17 protein-coding genes and 1 pseudogene are annotated in these 15,711 nt (G+C 64.1%); 2 read left to right on the top strand and 16 right to left on the bottom strand.

Annotated features, from left to right (window positions below; all coding sequences use genetic code 11):
• The coding region (locus tag VFE81_RS16730) for a YihY/virulence factor BrkB family protein (protein ID WP_325045665.1) at positions 1-817 on the top strand (817 nt) is incomplete at its 5' end.
• 501 nt (positions 818-1,318) lie between these two features.
• A complete protein-coding gene (locus VFE81_RS16725) occupies positions 1,319-2,506 on the top strand; it encodes a porin (protein ID WP_325045664.1) in 1,188 nt (395 codons plus the stop codon).
• A 146-nt stretch (positions 2,507-2,652) separates the two neighbouring features.
• On the opposite strand, the gene ccmI is transcribed toward VFE81_RS16725, so the two are convergent.
• The 16 genes and pseudogenes from ccmI to VFE81_RS16645 form a co-directional block, all read right to left on the bottom strand.
• Positions 2,653-3,951 carry a c-type cytochrome biogenesis protein CcmI gene (gene ccmI, locus VFE81_RS16720; RefSeq protein WP_325045663.1) on the bottom strand — a complete coding sequence of 433 codons (1,299 nt, stop codon included), beginning with the start codon at positions 3,949-3,951 and terminating at the stop codon, positions 2,653-2,655.
• Complete coding sequence (locus VFE81_RS16715) at positions 3,948-4,424, bottom strand: cytochrome c-type biogenesis protein (protein WP_325045662.1); 477 nt, start codon at positions 4,422-4,424, stop codon at positions 3,948-3,950. The genes ccmI and VFE81_RS16715 overlap by 4 nt, the downstream gene beginning before the upstream one ends.
• Positions 4,417-4,962, bottom strand: a complete 546-nt coding sequence (locus VFE81_RS16710) for a DsbE family thiol:disulfide interchange protein (RefSeq protein WP_325045661.1) — start codon at positions 4,960-4,962, stop codon at positions 4,417-4,419. The genes VFE81_RS16715 and VFE81_RS16710 overlap by 8 nt, the downstream gene beginning before the upstream one ends.
• Positions 4,959-7,133 (bottom strand): heme lyase CcmF/NrfE family subunit, encoded by a 2,175-nt coding sequence (locus tag VFE81_RS16705; RefSeq protein ID WP_325045660.1) that lies wholly within the window; start codon positions 7,131-7,133, stop codon positions 4,959-4,961. The genes VFE81_RS16710 and VFE81_RS16705 overlap by 4 nt, the downstream gene beginning before the upstream one ends.
• A complete protein-coding gene (ccmE, locus tag VFE81_RS16700) occupies positions 7,130-7,675 on the bottom strand; it encodes a cytochrome c maturation protein CcmE (RefSeq protein WP_414695610.1) in 546 nt (181 codons plus the stop codon). Before ccmE ends, VFE81_RS16705 begins: the two co-directional genes overlap by 4 nt.
• A complete protein-coding gene (locus VFE81_RS16695; protein ID WP_325045659.1) occupies positions 7,665-7,838 on the bottom strand; it encodes a hypothetical protein in 174 nt (57 codons plus the stop codon). Before VFE81_RS16695 ends, ccmE begins: the two co-directional genes overlap by 11 nt.
• Positions 7,835-8,578 carry a heme ABC transporter permease CcmC gene (gene ccmC / locus VFE81_RS16690; protein WP_325045658.1) on the bottom strand — a complete coding sequence of 248 codons (744 nt, stop codon included), beginning with the start codon at positions 8,576-8,578 and terminating at the stop codon, positions 7,835-7,837. Before ccmC ends, VFE81_RS16695 begins: the two co-directional genes overlap by 4 nt.
• Before the next feature lie 5 nt (positions 8,579-8,583).
• On the bottom strand, positions 8,584-9,252 hold the full coding sequence (gene ccmB / locus VFE81_RS16685) for a heme exporter protein CcmB (RefSeq protein WP_325045657.1): 669 nt from the start codon (positions 9,250-9,252) through the stop codon (positions 8,584-8,586).
• Positions 9,249-9,899 carry a cytochrome c biogenesis heme-transporting ATPase CcmA gene (gene ccmA, locus VFE81_RS16680; RefSeq protein ID WP_325045656.1) on the bottom strand — a complete coding sequence of 217 codons (651 nt, stop codon included), beginning with the start codon at positions 9,897-9,899 and terminating at the stop codon, positions 9,249-9,251. The genes ccmB and ccmA overlap by 4 nt, the downstream gene beginning before the upstream one ends.
• 68 nt (positions 9,900-9,967) lie before the next feature.
• A complete protein-coding gene (locus tag VFE81_RS16675) occupies positions 9,968-10,585 on the bottom strand; it encodes a NapC/NirT family cytochrome c (RefSeq protein WP_325045655.1) in 618 nt (205 codons plus the stop codon).
• 8 nt (positions 10,586-10,593) lie between these two features.
• Complete coding sequence (locus VFE81_RS16670) at positions 10,594-11,082, bottom strand: nitrate reductase cytochrome c-type subunit (protein WP_325045654.1); 489 nt, start codon at positions 11,080-11,082, stop codon at positions 10,594-10,596.
• A gap of 9 nt (positions 11,083-11,091) precedes the next feature.
• Positions 11,092-13,584, bottom strand: a complete 2,493-nt coding sequence (gene napA, locus VFE81_RS16665) for a periplasmic nitrate reductase subunit alpha (protein ID WP_325045653.1) — start codon at positions 13,582-13,584, stop codon at positions 11,092-11,094.
• Positions 13,556-13,891 (bottom strand): chaperone NapD, encoded by a 336-nt coding sequence (locus VFE81_RS16660; RefSeq protein WP_325045652.1) that lies wholly within the window; start codon positions 13,889-13,891, stop codon positions 13,556-13,558. The genes napA and VFE81_RS16660 overlap by 29 nt, the downstream gene beginning before the upstream one ends.
• A 56-nt stretch (positions 13,892-13,947) precedes the next feature.
• A complete protein-coding gene (gene napE / locus VFE81_RS16655; protein WP_325045651.1) occupies positions 13,948-14,097 on the bottom strand; it encodes a periplasmic nitrate reductase, NapE protein in 150 nt (49 codons plus the stop codon).
• A gap of 313 nt (positions 14,098-14,410) precedes the next feature.
• Positions 14,411-15,280, bottom strand: a complete 870-nt coding sequence (locus VFE81_RS16650; protein WP_325045650.1) for a proteasome-type protease — start codon at positions 15,278-15,280, stop codon at positions 14,411-14,413.
• Between the two features lie 242 nt (positions 15,281-15,522).
• Positions 15,523-15,711 (bottom strand): annotated as a pseudogene (locus tag VFE81_RS16645) (transglutaminase family protein); the annotation flags it as partial.

Genomic DNA, 15,711 nt, shown 5'->3' with positions numbered 1-15,711 from the left:
CGTCTCGCTGGTGCTCGATACGGTCATCACATTCATCGGCAAATGGCTGTGGGGAAACTCGCCGTATGTGGTGATCGGCAACCTGCTGCAACTCGGGGTCGGCTTGCTGGTGCTGGCGTTCGCCTTTGCCGGCCTGCTGAAGTTTTTGCCGGACGCCAAGGTGCGGTGGCGCGATGCGTTTGTCGGCGGGATCGTCGCGGCCGTGCTGTTCTCGGCGGGCAAGAAACTGTTCGCGCTGTATATCGCGCACGCCGGGATGGCGAGCTCGTTCGGCGCGGCCGGCTCGCTGGCCGTGCTGCTGATGTGGCTGTATTTCTCGGCCGCTGTACTCCTGCTCGGCGCGGAGTTTTCGGCGGCGCGCGGGCGCATGCACGATCCGCGCGGCGGATGGGGTATGCAGGGGGAGTCGCCGCCCGGTAGCCGCGCCAAGCTTGCTTCGGTGCTGGCGGCATCGACGGTATCCGCCGATGCGGTGCCGCGCGTGCAAGACCGTGAATCACACGCTGCGGGCTCCGCGCCGGCAACAGGAACCGCAGCCGCCGCGGCGCTTGCCGCAACCGCTCCGGCGTCGGCTTTGCGGCAGGTGCAATCGCAAAAGAAGGCTTCGGCGCGGACAACCGTGGTTAAGGTCGGCCGCACCGTCGTTCGTGCTGAAGCGCAGGCAACACGCGTCGCCGCCGTCACGCTGGTCGAAGCAGGCCGCACGGCCGTCGCGGCCGATCGCTATGTCAAACGGCATCCCTGGACCTCGGTGCTGTTAGCCACGGCAGCCGGGCTCGCGGCCGTGACCGTGGCACGCCGCAACGGGGGACGATAGCGGCCATCGCGAGTGACGACCTCACACGGCTCGGCCCCGCCTCGCGCTAACACTGCTGGATATGACTGCGCCGATGCGAAGACCATTGCATCGGACCGCAACGGCAAGTCCCCGCCACAAAGGTGCAACCGCAGCGGTTGCGCTTGCTCATAAAGCACAAATTCTGTCCAGCGCGCACGTCAAGCGAAAACGCGACCCCGTTTTTATATGGGCGCTACAGAACGGCAAGAATAGTTAGACGACTACATTACAAAGGCCATTCAAACAAGCGTCTAAATTGAGGGTACCGAACGTGTCGCTATCAACAAAACAACAATAATGCGCAGTCAACGAATCAATATTGCGGAAATAGCAATAATCGTTAACGGGCTTTAAATACAAGGCTTTACGTCGTTTGTCACTTTTTAGAGACATTCTTTTTTTTCCTGTTCTTGCCGGTCGAGGCAGTGAGCTATTCTCCTTTCCGCAACAAAGAAACTAATCATCTGCGTGGAGAAATGGATGAAACGAATCGCACTGTCTACCCTCTCGCTGGCGCTTCTGGGCGTCACCGGCGTGGCACATGCTCAAAGCAGCGTTACCCTGTACGGCCTGATCGACGAATCGATCCAGTACGCTCACAACACTGTCGATGCAGCTGGTAAGAACTCGAATCAAGTGGGCCTGGTCGGCGCCAACCTTCAAGGCAACCGTTTCGGCCTGAAGGGCACGGAAGACCTCGGCGGCGGCCTGAAGGCGATCTTCCAGTTGGAAAACGGCTTCGACGTCAACACCGGCAAGCTGGGTCAAGGCGGCAAGATGTTCGGTCGTCAAGCCTACGTCGGCCTGACGGGCGATCAGTGGGGTACGGTCACGCTGGGTCGTCAATACGATCCGCTGGTCGACCTGGTTCAGCCGCTGACGGCTGACAACTACTTCGGTTCCACCTTCACCACGCCGGGCGACGTCGACAACAACGACAATTCCTCGCGCACGAACAGCGCCATCAAGTACACCTCGCCGGTGTGGGGCGGCTTCCAGTTCGAAGGCATGTACGCTCTGGGCGGCGTGGCTGGCCAGACGGGTTCGGGTCAAACGTGGTCGGGCGCAGCAACGTACGCAACGGGTCCGTTCAGCGTGGCTGCAGGCTACTTCCGCGCCGATAACGGCAACACGCTGGCGAGCCGCACGGCTGGCACGCCGCCGACGGCAGGCTGGAACGGCAGCACGTCGGACGGCACGTTCGACAACCAGGTCAACGGCGCTTACGCCGCTGCCAAGTCGATCGGCATCGCTTCGGTCGCTGTGCAATACGTAGCAGGCCCGTTCACGGCTAACCTGCGTTACAGCAACGCACAGTACAAGCCGGATGCAAATTCGGGCTTCGGTTCGACTGAGAAGTACAACATCGGCGGCGCATACCTCGGCTACCAGGCAACGCCGGCGATGCTGGTGGGTGTGGGCTACATCTACACGAAGGCTACCGGCGACTCGAGCGCAACGTATCACCAGGTTTCCCTGGGCGGCGACTACAACCTGTCGAAGCGCACGGACATCTACCTGGTTGGCGCGTACCAACACGCAAGCGGCGAACAACGTGCTTCGAACGGCGCGCTGGTCAACGCAGGCGCAGCAATCGGTTCGTACGGCTACAACTCGGCTTCCAGCTCGCAAGAACTGGTTAGCCTGGGCATCCGCCACAAGTTCTAATCGAACTTGACGGACTGCTGAAGCAACACGCAGTTGAAGACCAGCCACGGGCGCAAGCCTGCGGCTGGTTTTTTTTCGTCTGCTCGTTTTGGCCGTGGTTTGCAGCCGTGGTTCGCCGGGTACCGCCAAGTACCACTAAATCTCGCTCAGTGCAGCACGTCGCCGATGGTCAACTCGACGTCGCGGCGTTCACCTGTGAGCGGTCCGCTCGTCCCGATCCAATCGCCGGTGCCTGGCTGCGCGCTGCCCGATGCAGACACGCGCGCTTCGACTGTCACGGCGTTGAAATCCGACAGTCGTAAATTCGGCGCCATCGCCATCGAATCATCCAGCCTGACGGTCGCCGGCAACTCGTCTGCATGAAACCGCTGCACTGCGAGTGGCATACGCGGGCCGTTCGTTGCGCGCGCATAGACGAACACCACGTCGCCTGGACGCACGCGCGCCGCGAGTTCAGGGCTCAGGCGCATGTGAATGACCAGCGCCGACGACAGTGCTGTCTTGGCTGCCGTCCCCTGCACGGCTGTACTTGCCAAAGGCGCCGCGGCGCGCTGTGTAGACGGTGCTCCGCTCGCCACTTGACGCGCTTCGGCGACATTCGCCCGCGCCTGACTCGCGATTTCCGCGCTCACACCCGGCACCTGGTCGAGCCGCTCCCAATATCCGATCGCACGCGGGTAGTCGTGCGCCTGGAACGCCGCCGACCCGGCCAGCGCCAACGCCTTAGGGTTCGCCGGATCGAGCACCAACGCGGCCTCTATACTCTGCAACGGCGCGCCCGTCAGGTCGCCGCCATTGGCGCTCGCCTGAGCATCGGCGTAATCGGCCAGCAATTGCGGATCGCGCGGCGTAACGCCAAGCGCGCGTCGATACGCGGCGGCGGCATCGTCGGGACGTTCGAGGACGGTGTAGGACCGTGCCAGCATCGTCCAGCCGGCGGGGTCGTCGGGTTGCCGACGCAATCTGGCCGCGAGGCGCCCAACCATCACGTCGAGCGAGCCCTGGGTGGCGGCGTGGCTGTCCTGCGGCCCGGCGGCGCTGTCCGCCTGCACCGCCGCCGCGAGCGGATCGCCAAGGCGCATGTACAGCACGAGCGCCGCGCTCGGCAGCAACGCCAGCAGCAGAGCAGCCGTGCCCGCGCGTTGCGCGATGCTGCCGATCCGCGCGGTCGCCGAGGTGGGCTTTGCGCCAATCTCATCGACGAAGCGCCGCTCGAGCTCACGGCATACGTTGCCGTGCTGCGCGTCCGGCAGGTCCCCGGCCGCAACCTGCCGCTTCAGCTCGGCGATTTCGGTTCGGAAGATCGCGGTGGCGAGCGCGGCGCCACCGCCATCGGCACGGGCCGCCGTCAGGTCCCCGCGTGAGCCTCGGTTCAGCAGTGGCACGATCACGCACAACAGGGCCGCGACCAGCATCGTCGCGATGATCAGCCAGAATTGAATCATCTCGGTAAGCCCTCGTCAGCCGTCGCTATTAATGCGTCGACGCGGCGGCGCTCGTCGTCGTCGAGCGGCTGCGCAGCGACGCCACGCCGGCGCCCGATCGCGCGCCACCCAACCCAGGCGCCGATCGCCAGTGCGGCGAAGGGGCCGAACCACAGCGCCCAGGTCAGCGGTTTGAGCGGTGGCCGGTACAACACGAAATCGCCATAGCGGCGCGCCATGTAGTCCCGAATCTGTGCGTCGGTGGCGCCTGCTCGAACCTGCTCGCGAATGCGCTCGCGCAGATCCGCGGCGAGGTCGGCATTCGAATCGGCGAGTGTCTGGTTCTGGCACACGAGGCAGCGAAAACTCTCGGCGAGGCTGCGTACGCGCGCGTCTTCGGCGGCACCGTGCGGTTCGGCGGCCACCTGCAGCGAGAGCGCCAGCAGCAGGAGCACGCCGCCACGTCGTGCCCAGGTTCGCGCGCCGCTAGCCATTGACGCCTCCCCCCTCGCGCTGCAGCTTTCTCAGCAAGGGCACGATCACCCCGTCGAGCGATGCCGCTGTCAGCGGTCCCGCCTGCCGATAGCGGACGATACCCGCGCGATCGATCACGAAGGTCTCGGGCACGCCGTACACACCGTAATCAATCCCGGTTCGGCCGTTGCGATCGACCAGCGAAGCCGTGTACGGATCACCCGCCTCGGCCAGCCATTGCCGCGCCGGCTGCGGGTCGTCCTTGTAGTTCAGGCCGTACACCGGCGCGATCCGGCGCGCCGCGAGATCGACCAGCACCGGCTGCTCGTCGCGACAGGGCTCGCACCAGGAGGCCCACACGTTGAGCACCCATACCTCGCCGCGCAACGAATCCGAGGACACGCGCTCTCCGCTTGCAGCGAGGCGCGGCAGATCGAACGCGGGTGCGGGCCGCCCGATCAATGCCGAGGGCAACTGCCGCGGATCGTGTCTGAGACCTGCGGCCAGTAAGACGAGCAGCACGAGAAACGCGGCGAGCGGGATCAGCGCACGTTTCATCGGCCTGCCTCGCTGACAGAATTCGCCGCTTTGGCGGCGGCCGTGCCCGGGACATCCGCCGCTGGCCGCGTGAGCGCGTGGCCGGCGGCCCGCTCGCGCCAACGCCCACTCGCGCGCCGCCCCGGCAGCAAGCGATACCGCCGGTCGCTGGCGGCCAGCAGGCCGCCGAACGCCATCAGCAGACAGCCGCCCCAGATCCAGCGAACGAACGGCTTGATCTGAATGCGCAGCGTCCACGCGCCCGCGCCGATCGACTCGCCCATCGCCACGTACAGATCGCGCAGCACGCCGTGATCGATGGCCGCCTCGGTCATCGGCATCTTCTGGACGAGAAACATGCGCTTCTCGGGATACAGCGTGGCCACCGGCCTGCCGTCGCGGCTCACGGCGACGCTGGCGCGCGTCGCCAGATAGTTCGGACCACTGACCTGAACGACGCCGTCGAAGCGGAAACGGTAGGCGCCGACTTCGACGGTTTCGCCAGTGCGCATGGGCACGTCACGCTCCACCTGATAGCCCTTGACCATCGTCACGCCGATGATAAACACGCCGATGCCGGCATGCGCGAGCCACATGCCGTAGTACGCCCGCGGTACACGCCGCGCACGCGCGACCAGCGATGCACGCGCGTTGCCCGGTGAATGGCGATCCGGTCCGGCGGCCGGCGTCACGGCCGCGGCGCTTGCCGATTCAACCGCCGACCCAGAAGAAGGCTCAACCGAAGCTTCACCTGCGGACGCACCCGCCGGCGCGCCGAGCCGTTCGCGCATGCTCACGGCCACGGTCGCGAAGCTCCACACGGCGAGAAGAATCCCCAGACTGACGAGCGGCCGCCAGGTGCCCAGCGCCCACGGCAGCAGGAGCGCGGTCAGCACGCTGACCAGCGCAGCCCAGCGCAAACGCCGCGCCAGATCGGGCAAGCGCGCGGCACGCCAGCGCGCGAGCGGTCCGATACCCATCAGAAAGATCGCCGGCGTCATTAGAGGCCCGAATACACTGTCGAAATACGGCGGTCCGACGGAAATCTTGTCGAGACCGAGCGCATCGAGCGCCATCGGATACAGCGTGCCGAGTAGCACCGACGCGGCCGCCACCATCAGCAGCACATTGTTCGACAGCAGCAGCGCCTCGCGCGAAACCGGCTCGAAGCCCGCACCCAGACCGATTTGCGGTGCACGCCACGCGAACAGCAGCAGCGCGCCGCCCACCGCCAGCGCAAGAAACGCGAGAATGAAAACGCCGCGCGTCGGATCGCTGGCAAACGCATGCACCGACGTGATCACACCCGAGCGCACGAGAAACGTGCCGAGCAGACTCAGCGAAAATGCGCAGATCGCCAACAGCGCGGTCCAGCTGCGAAAACTGCCGCGCTTGTCGGTCACGGCGAGCGAATGGATCAGCGCGGTGCCCGCGAGCCACGGCATGAACGACGCATTTTCGACCGGGTCCCAGAACCACCAGCCGCCCCAGCCGAGTTCGTAATACGCCCAACCGCTGCCGAGCATGATACCGAGCGTGAGGAAGAGCCACGCGGCAAGCGTCCACGGACGCGACCAGCGCGCCCACGCCGCATTCAATTCGCCCGACAGCAGCGCCGCAATCGCAAACGCGAACGCCACCGAAAAGCCGACATAGCCCATGTAAAGCATCGGCGGATGAATCACCATGCCTGGATCCTGCAGGAGCGGATTCAGATCGCGGCCGTCCATTGCGGGCGGCATCAGGCGGTCGAACGGATTGGACGTGAACAGCAGGAACAGCAGGAAGCCGGCGGCAATCCAGCTCATCACGGCAAGCACGCGCGCCACCATCGGCACCGCGAGTTGGCGGCTAAAAAACGTCACCGCGACCATCCACACGGTCAGCAGCAGCACCCACAGCAGCAACGAGCCTTCATGTCCGCCCCACACCGCGGTGAAACGATAGATGGCGGGCAGCGCGGAATTGGAATTGTCGGCGACGTAGACCACCGAAAAATCGTCGCTGAGAAACGACCATGCGAGACAGGCGAACGCCAACGCCACGAACGCGCATTGCGCTCGCGCCGCCGGCCACGCGAGCCGCATCCAGCCCGCGATGCCGCGCTGTGCGCCGATCAGTGGCAGGACGGCCGTCGTCAGCGCGAGCAGCAGCGCGAGGATCAAGGCAAAGTGACCGATCTCCGGGATCAAGGCTGGGCGCCTCCTGGTTGCCGACCGTCGCCACGGCGCTCGCCGTCCGGGCTGCGGGCCGTCACGTGCAGCGCCGCAGGCGCGGCAATGCCCGCAGGCGCAGCCGGCCGCATCACTGACGTTTGTGCACGGCGGACGGCTTCCGCCGCATCGGGCGGCATGTATTTTTCGTCATGCTTCGCGAGGACTTCGTCGGCGTGAAACTGGCCGTCGCTGCCGAGCCGGCCCTGCGCGACCACGCCACTGCCTTCGCGGAACAGGTCCGGAAGCACCCCGTGATAGACCACGGCCACTTGCTTGACGGTATCGGTCACGACAAAGCGCACGCTCAGGCCGTCCGCGGCGCGCGTGAGCGATCCGCGTTCGACGAGCCCGCCCAGACGGAACCGATGGGCCGCCGGCACCTGCTGCGCCGCGATCTGGCTCGGGCTCACGAAGAACATCACGTTAGCGCGAAATGCGTTCAGCACCAGCGCGCAGGTGAGCCCCGCTGCCGCCACCGCGCCGACGATCCAGCCCAGCCGCCGGCTTCTAGATCTCATCCGCATGCTCCGGCGTAGCATCGCGCGGCGAGCGCGCGGCTTCGCGAAGCTGACCGCGCACGCGCCAGGCTTCGACGATCAGCAACGCGAAGGTCGTCGCGAGCGCCGCCGTCAGATAGGGGCTCTGCCCGAGCATCACCGTCACGCTTGCCACGCTGTTCATGCCGCACGCTCCTCGAAATTCGCTTCCCACGGCGCCGCGCGACGGCGCTCACGCATGATGGCGCGCAGGCGCGCCAGCGCCACGGCAATCGCGTACGACCAGAAGCCGCCCGTCATTACGACGATGCCCCACACCATCGACGCGCTCATCGACACGCCGCTGCCGAAGCTCAGCGACGGCCCCTGATGCAGCGTGTACCACCACTGCACCGAAAAATAGATGACCGGAATATTCACGACGCCAATCAACGCCTGCGTGGCGCAAGCGCGGTCGGCGCGGCGCGGGTCGTCGATCGCCGCATGCAGCGCGAGAAAGCCGACGTAGAGGAACAGCAGGATCAGCTCCGACGTGAGACGCGCGTCCCACACCCACCAGGCGCCCCACGTCGGCTTGCCCCACAGCGAGCCGGTGACGAGCGCGATAAACGTGAAGAGCGCGCCCGTGGGCGCTAGCGCACGCGCCATCATCGCCGCAAGCCGTGCGTTGAGCAGCAGTCCGAGCGCGCAGTACACGGCCATCACCAGATAGATCAGCATCGACATCCACGCGGCCGGCACATGAACGAACATGATGCGATATACGTCGCCTTGCAACGCGTCGCGCGGCGCCCCCAGCAGACCGATCGCGAGGCCCGCGAGCATCAACAGCACGGCGGCCACGGCAAAAATGGGCACGAGCCGCGCCGCCAGCGGATCGAAGGTGCGCGGCGACGCGTAGCGGAACCAGTTCGGGCGGTTCATCTTCGTTACTCCATCGTGATGCGCAAGGCGGCGGCGCTTGCCCACGGGCATAGCGACACGCCCGCGCACAGCGCTGCGCCGAGCAGCGAAAAGTTGGCCGCGGACCACGCCGCGGTGCCGGCCGGATCAGCCGCGCCCACACCGAAAATCAGCACCGGCACATACAGCGGCAGAATCAGCAGACCGAGCAGCGCGCCGCCGCCTCGCATGCCTAGCGTGAGCGCGGCGCCCATCGAGCCGATGAGGCTCAGAAGCGGCGTGCCGAGCAGCAGCGACGCCATCAACGGCACGGTATCGCTCAACCCGAGGTCATACTGCAACGCGACCACCGGTGTGAGCAGCACCAGCGCGAGGCCGCTCGTCAGCCAGTGCGCGGCAACCTTGCCGAATACGATGACCGGCAGCGGTTGCGGCGACAGCGTCATCTGCTCGAGCGCGCCGCTCGCAAAATCCTGGCCGAACAACTGTCCGGCCGAGAGCATCGCGGCGAACAACGCCGTCACCCACAGCACGCCGGGGGCGATCGCCCGCAGCAGCGCCGGATCGGTGCCGACCGCAAGCGGAAACAGACTCGAGGCGATCACGAAGAACAGCAAGGCGCCGAGCGCGACACTGCGCCTGCGCCAACTGAGCGCAAGTTCGCGGCGCACGATGCCGAGCATCAGGGCGATCATGAGCCGCCCCGTTCCAGTTGCAGTTGCAGTTGCAGATGCTGCGTGCGCGCGACCGCGGTCGGCAGCCGCAGATGGGTGGTCGCCACCACGATACCGCCGTCCTGCAGATGCTCGTCGAGCGCGTCGGCAAGCCATGCCTGAGCGGCATCATCGAGCGCTTCGGCCGGCTCGTCGAGCAGCCACAACGGTTTGCGTTCGAGCATCACGCGGGCCAGCGCGACCCGGCGCCGCTGCCCTTGCGACAAGCTGCCGACGCGCGCGTGCCGCAGCGTCCACAGGCCCGCGGTCTCCAGCACGTCGCGCTCATGCATGCGGGCATCGCGCGAACTGCCGGGATTCACACCGAGCAACGCGGCAAAGCGCAAATTCTCCAGCACCGACAGATCGTCGCTCAGGCCGTTACTATGACCGACATAGGCGCGCTCGCGGCGAAACCGCTCCGGCTGCGCGTGAACGTTCATGCCGCGCCACCGCACGCTGCCGGCGGCCGGCGGCAGCATGCCTGCCAGCGCCCGCAGCAGCGTGGTCTTGCCGCAGCCGTTCGAGCCGTGGATTTGCAACGCCCAGCCCGCCTCGATATTGAAGCCGACGCCGTCAACAATCTCGCGCCCGCGGCGCCCGAGGCCCAGGTGATCAACGCAGAGCATCGTGAACCGTCCGTGGGTCGATCAGCATCGTTTGATTGTTCATTTGCCTGTCCATTGCACTACCTGGCTCAATGCTTACCCGCGTTCTGCCTCGCGTCCGCGTCGGCCTGCGCCTGCGTCATATTCGGCAACTGGTGGGCAATGCCCTTGTGACAATCGATGCAGGTCTTTTCCCCAGTGCCGAGGAAGCGTTGGTGCGCTTCCTGCGCACGCGGACTCTGCCGCGTGAAGTCCATGTACTCGAACGAGTGGCAATTGCGACATTCGAGCGAATCGTTCGCCTTGAAGCGCGCCCATTCGTGCTCCGCCAACTCGAGCCGCTTGCCCTGGAACTTCTCGCGCGTGTTCACCACACCGAACACCTTGGCCCAGACTTCCTTTGACGCCTGCATCTTGCGGGCGATCTTGTCGGTCCAGTTGTGCGGCACGTGGCAATCGGAACACTTGGCGTGCACGCCGCTGCGATTGCTGAAGTGAATCGTCGTCTTCAACTCGGCATAAGTGTTGTCGCGCATCTCATGACAGCCAGTGCAGAACGCTTCAGTATTGGTCAATTCCATCGCAGTGTTGAACGCACCCCAGAACACCACGCCCGCGACAAAGCCGCCCAACGTCAGAAAACCAAGGCTGAAATAGGTGCTCGGCCGATTGATGGTTCGCCAGTAGCGCCGGATCAGATCGCGCATATCGGCCTCTATTTCTTGTTGGGCTGGACGGCGGGTGGCGGCAAGCGGACGTCCGGGATATCGGCGAACGTGTTGCTTACCAGCGGCTTCGCATCGGCCTGCGGCACATGGCACTGCGTGCAGAAATAGCGGCGCGGCGCGAGGTGGCCGAGCGTTTCGCCGGCGCGATCGGTGTAGTGCGAGATCGCGATCGGCACCGCCCCGCTCTCTTCAGCGCGACTGCGGGCGTGGCACGCGAGGCAGCGGTTGGCGTTGCGGTCGAGCTGATAGCCTTCGATCTTGTGCGGAATCGTCGGCGGCTGCTGCGCGTAGGCGCGGCCGCGGATCACGTCCTTGTTTTCCGTGGGTGCGACCAATGGCGGTTTCGCCTCCTCGTCGAGCGGCGTGGCGCCGCGCAGGGTGTCGTGAAACGGCGTCGCCGGAATGGTCGGCTGGGCGACGGCGACAGCGCCGAGCGCGAGGAACGGAAACACCGCGAGGACGAACCATGCGCGCATGGCATGCTCCTAGACTTTGACGATTTTGACCGCGCACTTCTTGAAGTCGGTCTGAAATGAAATCGGATCGGTGGCGTCGAGCGTGACCTTGTTGATCAACTGGCTCGAATCGAACCATGGCACGAACACGAGACCTCGCGGCGGCTTGTCACGGCCGCGTGTTTCGACCCGCGTGCGGATATAGCCGCGCCGCGACATCACCTTGACCTCGACGCCACGGCGCAAGCCCATTGCCTTGGCGTCGTCGGGATGCATGAAGCACACCGCGTTCGGAAACGCCCGGTAGAGTTCGGGCACTCGGCGCGTCATTGAACCCGAGTGCCAGTGTTCGAGTACGCGGCCGGTGGCGAGCCAGAACGGGTACTCCTTGTCCGGCAACTCGGGCGGCGGCTCGTAGGGCAGCGCGTAAATCACCGCGCGGCCGTCCGGGTTGCCGTAGAACTGCCAGCCGGTGCCTGCCTTCACATACGGATCGGAGCCTTCCTTGTAGCGCCAGCGCGTTTCCTTGCCGCCGACCACCGGCCAGCGCAGACCGCGCGCCTTGTGATAGTCGTCGAACGGCGCGAGGTCGTGGCCGTGGCCGCGGCCAAAGCTCGCGTATTCCTCGAACAAGCCTTTCTGGATATAGAAGCCGAACGCCTTCGCTTCGTTGTTGCTGTAGGTAGAGTCAGTCTGCGACAGCGGAAATTTATCGACCTGGCCGTTGCGATACAGCACGTCGTAAAGCGTCTTGCCCTTGTATTCGGGCTTCTGCGCGATCAGTTCGGCCGGCCACACTTCTTCCACCTTGAAGCGCTTCGAAAACTCCACCAGTTGCCACAGATCGGAACGCGCCTCGCCGGGGGCGACCACGAGCTGATGCCAGAATTGCGTGCGCCGCTCGGCGTTGCCATAGGCGCCTTCCTTTTCAACCCACATCGCCGAGGGCAGGATCAGGTCGGCCGCCACCGCCGTTACCGTCGGATACACGTCCGACACGACGACGAAATTCTCCGGATTGCGATAACCCGGCAGCCCTTCCTGATTGATGTTCGCGCCGGCCTGTATGTTGTTGTTCACCTGCACCCAGTACGCGTTGAGCTTGCCGTCGCGCAACATGCGGTTTTGCAGGACAGCATGAAAACCGGGTTTGTCGGGAATCGTGCCGGGCGGGAGTTTCCAGATGTGTTCGGCTTCCTCGCGATGCTTCGGGTTGGTGACGACCATGTCGGCCGGCAGCCGGTGCGAGAACGTGCCGACTTCGCGCGCGGTGCCGCACGCGGACGGTTGGCCGGTCAACGAGAATGGACTGTTGCCAGGTGTCGCGATTTTTCCGGTCAGCAAATGCAGGTTGTAGACCATGTTGTTGGCCCATGTGCCGCGCGTATGCTGGTTAAAACCCATGGTCCAGAACGACATCACCTTGACCTTCGGATCCGCGTAGATCTGTGCCAACTGGTCGAGCTTGAGCTTCGAGACGCCGGAGAGTTTCGTGACGTAGGCAGCGTCGTACTTCGAGACGAATTGCGCAAACGCTTCATAGGTGATCGGCTGTGAACCGTTGGGGTCGCCAGCGTTTTTCGCGGCTTTTTGCAGCGGATTGTCAGGCCGCAGGCCGTAGCCGATATCCGTATTGCCGGCTTTGAACACCGTGTGCTTATCCACGAACTCGTGATTCACATGACCGTTCTTGATGATGTAGTTGGCGATGTAGTTGAGAATCGCCAGATCGGATTGCGGCGTGAAGATGATCGTCTCGTCAGCCAGATCAAAGCTGCGGTGCTCGAACGTGGAGAGCGTGACAACCCGGGTCGCGGGCGCGCTGAGCCGACGGTCGGTGACCCGCGTCCACAGCACGGGGTGCATTTCGGCCATGTTCGAGCCCCACAGCACGAAGGCATCGGTTTGCTCGATGTCGTCGTAGCAGCCCATCGGCTCGTCCATGCCGAACGTACGCATGAAGCCCGTCACTGCCGAGGCCATACAGTGCCGCGCATTCGGATCGAGATTGTTGCTGCGAAAGCCGGCCTTCATGAGCTTGACTGCCGCGTAGCCTTCCCACACGGTCCATTGGCCTGAACCGAACATGCCGACGGCGGTCGGACCTTTGGCTTTCAGCACGCGCTTGAACTGCTCGGCCATCACGTTGAAGGCCCGGTCCCACGACACTGGCGCGAATTCGCCGTTCTTGTCGTACTTGCCATCTTTCATGCGCAGGAGCGGCGTGGTCAACCGGTCCTGACCGTACATGATCTTCGACAGAAAGTAGCCCTTGACGCAATTCAGGCCGCGATTGACTTCGGCCTGCGGATCGCCCTGGGTCGCCACGACCCTGCCGTCCTTCACGCCGACACTCACGCCGCAACCCGTGCCGCAGAACCGGCACGGCGCCTTCGACCAGCGCAGATCGTCATGTGAAGCGTTCACAGCGGCTGCGTCCATGCCCGGCAGCACGACGCCCGCGGCGGAAGCCGCGGTGGCCGCCGCGGTCTGCTTAATAAACGCGCGACGGGTGAGCTTCATCAGCGAACTCCTGGTTCAATGATTCGAGATCTTCATGGTGCTGATAGACGAGGGCGGCGCCATAAACGCCCGGCAGGGCATGAATCGCGCTCAGTTGCGCGGCGACTTCGGCCGTGTGGGCGCCTTCGAGCGTCACGACCAGTTTGCCCAGCTCGCTCACGGCGTGAATTTCGGCGTAAGGAATCTCGCCGATTGCGAGACGAATACTGTCGAGTCGCGCGGCCTCAGCATGTACGACGATGCCCGCGATATGTAATTCGGCGCGAGTTCCATTACTACTTACCGTCTCCGCTGAAACGACAGACATGGCACTACCCTCCGGTTAAATCTGGTTATATGGCAGAAGGTTAGAGCAGGTGGAAATCAGTGAGGCGGCCCACCAATAAGCAATTGGTAAAACCAGACAGAAAAACCATAGCCAGCGATAAGAATCACTGTCAAAACAGGCACCATCACTGCAGTCAGGAATAGAAAACTGCGCAACTCTTCCGACTTACGCAATTCGTCGCTCATACGCAAGCTCCTCGGTTTTGGCAGTCAAAGCATCTATTAAACTGACTCAACTTGGTGAATGCATTTTTGATCGACACATTACAATTCGTCAAGAAAAATTTTTTGTTTACGCAATTCCGTAAAATGATCTTTCCTTTGGCACATTGACGCGATGCAATATAGGTAAATCGCTTATGTCGGTACCGCTTTATATCCAATACGCCGAAAATATGCCAATTGGAAGTGCGGAAGAATTTTCGCGCATACGCGCCTTTAATGATGCACGGCACTGTATGCACGCGAAGAAAGCAGGCGCGGGCGCGCCTGCATCGTCCTAGCGTTGCGCTTTAGCCTTCTCCGCCTGCGCCAACGTCTGCGCGGGCTTCGCATCGAGCTCATGCTCCACGCCATCCGCCCCCACCGGCGCGCGATGCAGCACCAGTGCACGCTCACGCTGCAGCAGCGGCACATTGGGCGAATCCTGCCAGTCCGGATCGGGGATCTCGCCGAACACCTGGCGCAACCGCTCGCCCCACGTGCGATGAATCATCTCGAAGTATGCATTGTCGTGGTCGATCGAGACGAAGCGCGTGACGTGCAGCGCGTCCTTCTCGTAGACCAGCAGATCGAGCGGCAATCCGACCGACAGATTCGAGCGCAGCGTCGAGTCCATCGAAATCAATGCGCACTTGGCGGCTTCGTCGAGCGGTGTGGACGGTGTCAGCACGCGGTCGATGATCGGTTTGCCGTACTTGGCCTCGCCGATCTGGAAATACGGGTTCACGGCCGACGCTTCGATGAAATTTCCCGCCGCGTAGATCATGAACAGACGCGGCCGGTTACCCGCGATCTGGCCGCCGAGAATGAAGCTGCAATTGAACTCGACGCCGAATTCCTGCAACGCCTCGGCTTCGCGCTGATGCACGCAACGCACCGCACGGCCGATCACGCGGGCCGCGTCAGCCATAGTGGGCGCGTTCCAGAGCGTGGGCAACGAGGGATCGGCAGGCTCGGACAGCTCGTGGAGCACCGCTTGCGTGAGCGACAGATTGCCGGCGCCCAGTAGCACGAGCATGCGTTCGCCCGGCTGCTCGAACACCGACATCTTGCGTGCGGTGCTGATGTGATCGACGCCCGCATTGGTGCGCGTGTCCGACAGGAACACGAGCCCGTCGTCGACGGACATCGCTACACAGTAAGTCATAAGGAAAGGTACCCGCGAAAAACGACAGAACGGCGCTATTGTAATTCGGCGCGCATGCACCTTACCCCTATTACGGCGCGCGTGGGCCTAATCTGAAGCGCTATGCGGGCAGACGCTCATCCAGGCCCATCGCCAGGCCTGCCGGCAAGCCACCCTGCGATATAGGCGCCAGGCCGCCCTCAGGGCTTGGCAGGCGGCCTATCAGCGGCCCTGGAGCCCTGTCGGCCGCTCCACCCTACCCGCTATTGCGACGACTGCGCACTGACCGTGACGGACACCTTCAACTGCTCTTCCCGCCCGCCGATACGCCGGCCGCGCACCGGCGCGGCGGCTTCGTAGTCGCGCGCCACGGCTAGCCGGCAGTAGATTTCGCTGGCAAACGCGGCGTGCGTGACGTCGACGGAAATCCAGCCCTTGCCGTCGAGCCATAC

Source organism: Paraburkholderia sp. (assembly GCF_035656215.1).
In the GTDB taxonomy this organism is placed as follows: Bacteria; Pseudomonadota; Gammaproteobacteria; order Burkholderiales; family Burkholderiaceae; genus Paraburkholderia.
This window is presented reverse-complemented; position numbering and strand designations above follow the sequence as displayed.